2 protein-coding genes and 1 pseudogene are annotated in these 2,113 nt (G+C 39.4%); 1 reads left to right on the top strand and 2 read right to left on the bottom strand.

Translation table 11 applies throughout. The features are described 5' to 3' along the window. Positions 1–245: 245 nt before the first annotated feature. The gene (locus H131_RS22840) at positions 246–1,469 is read left to right on the top strand and encodes an IS110 family RNA-guided transposase (protein WP_010861504.1); all 1,224 of its coding nucleotides are present in this window, start codon (positions 246–248) and stop codon (positions 1,467–1,469) included. A gap of 264 nt (positions 1,470–1,733) precedes the next feature. Here the strand turns inward: H131_RS22840 and H131_RS25765 are convergent. Together H131_RS25765 and H131_RS25760 are read right to left on the bottom strand one after the other, a co-directional pair. Further along, positions 1,734–1,894, bottom strand: a pseudogene (locus H131_RS25765) (transposase); the annotation flags it as partial. A 12-nt stretch (positions 1,895–1,906) separates the two neighbouring features. Next, positions 1,907–2,113 (bottom strand): hypothetical protein (locus tag H131_RS25760; RefSeq protein ID WP_230491929.1); only part of this gene is annotated, 207 nt, incomplete at its 5' end.

The raw sequence follows: 2,113 nt of genomic DNA, 5'->3' as shown, positions 1-2,113 counted from the left end.
AAAACATACTAACATTAGTAGTACAAACCAAGGCCATGGTTTGTGCTACTATTTTTTTATAGTAGAAGTGAAGAAAAGCCGACCAGCCTCTGGGACCATTTATGAGTCCGTATATAAAACCGGCTAACTTCATGCCCTTATATGAATCAGTTTAGTATGTTGGGTCCAAGAGATCGTGTATAAGAAAGTGGAATCGATAAGGTACTGTGAAGGCTTCTATGATTGGTCAAAAGGAGAAGAATGAGATGAAACATGTCATTGCGTTAGATGTCAGTAAAGGAAAAAGTACCGTTGCGATTTATGATGGTCACCGCCAATGTGAATTTGAAGGTGTGCTACATCATACATGGGGTGATTTTGAGCGATTACACGAACGAATGGAAGAGATGACAAAGCAAGATGGACAAGCGCCAGATATCGTATTTGAAGCAACAGGCATCTATTCAAAACCTGTCGAAGCGTTTTTAAAAGATTACGGCTATACGTACTGCCGCATGAATCCACTTGAAGCGAATTTACAGATGGCAACGATGCGTCGCAATAAAACCGATATCAGTGATGCTCATGAACTCGCGAAGACACATTTCAAAATGGAACGCGAAACAACGTACATACAAGATGATTATTATGAACAGATGCGTGCACTGACTCGTTATTACGATGAAATTGACGAAGAAATCATTTTACTCAAAAGTAGAATGCATGCCATTTTACAGCTGAGTTTTCCAGAATTAGAAAAGCTGATTACACCGAGTTCAGCACTATTTTTAAATATTGTACAACTATATCCGCATCCCGCACTTTTACAGGCCCATTCAAAAACGATTATTAAAAATCGTTTAAAGGTCAATACGCGAAAAAAACTATCGCTAATGCGTGCGGAGGCTAAGGCTATTACATTATTAGAAGCAGCTGAAAATAGTTACCCAGCGATTAAACCTACAGATATTCGTTGTGATCAAGCACGAGATTACGCAGCTCGCGTTGCGGATTTACTAGAGAAGAAAGATACGCTTGTGAAACAGATGGTGGAATTGTCGGAAGGACGGAAAGAATATCTAGTATTTCGTTCGATTCCTGGTATTGGCGATTCAACGGCGTGCCGATTAATTGGAGAGATTGGTGACATCCGCCGCTTTCAAAATGCGAAACAACTGAACGCTTACACAGGCATTGATATTATGCGGTACCAGTCTGGGAATACGCAATATCGAGACCGGATTAATAAACGAGGAAATAAACATTTACGGAAGATTTTATATTTTATGGTGTGCGCCATGCTTATGGCTAAAGGAAAACCGAATCATTTTGTGGACTATTACTACAAATTAAAAAAGCAACCTCTGAGGAAGCCTCATAAGGTTGCGATCATCGCCTGCATCAATAAGTTTCTAAAAGTGACATTTCAGTTACTGACGCGTGGCATTCTTTACGATTATGAGTCCGCACTACCAGCTCAGAAATCGTAATACCTACATAGAACTATATCATAATGACCTTTCGAAAAAAATAAAAATCGTCAGGTCTTTTTGGTGTTTCTAAAAATGAGTGTTAGTGGTGAGGGATATCCCTCACCACTAACACTCATAAAAATATAAATTATTCTTTAAATAAGGTTGACTAATCGTAAGAAAGAGGCTGGGACATAAATAGTTTCAGTTCACGTAAAAAATCGAGATTGCATGATGCAATCTTGATTTTTGCGTTTGATTTTGACAATATGTAGTGGAGGATTATCCTCGTACCGCATATTCTCTTAAATTTACGGCCATTAATGCAAGGCCGATTTCGTTCTCAGCTTTCGATTCCCACTGACAGAAAATCGTGTGAAACCTAAAATAGCTTTCAAGAACCCGAAAACTGACTCCACGTCAACTTTGCGTTGACGGTAAATCATTGCTCTGTGTTAATTTTTGTAGAGGTACTTAAATTTTTTCAGAAGATGTCCTTTTTTTATGCCTAAAATTATGAATAGATTTAATTGAAATAGAAGTGTTTCAATAGTTGTTCGGAGCGAAGGCGGCGGCTCCTGCGGGAACAGCACGAGCGGAAGCACCCGGACTGAGCGAAGCGAGGGAGAAGGCTGGAGCCTGTCATATCTGTCAACTTTAGA

Source organism: Lysinibacillus sphaericus OT4b.31, assembly GCF_000392615.1.
Classification (GTDB): domain Bacteria; phylum Bacillota; class Bacilli; order Bacillales_A; family Planococcaceae; genus Lysinibacillus; species Lysinibacillus sphaericus_B.
Note: the sequence above shows the minus strand (reverse complement) of the source record. Positions and strands in the feature narration are given on the sequence as shown.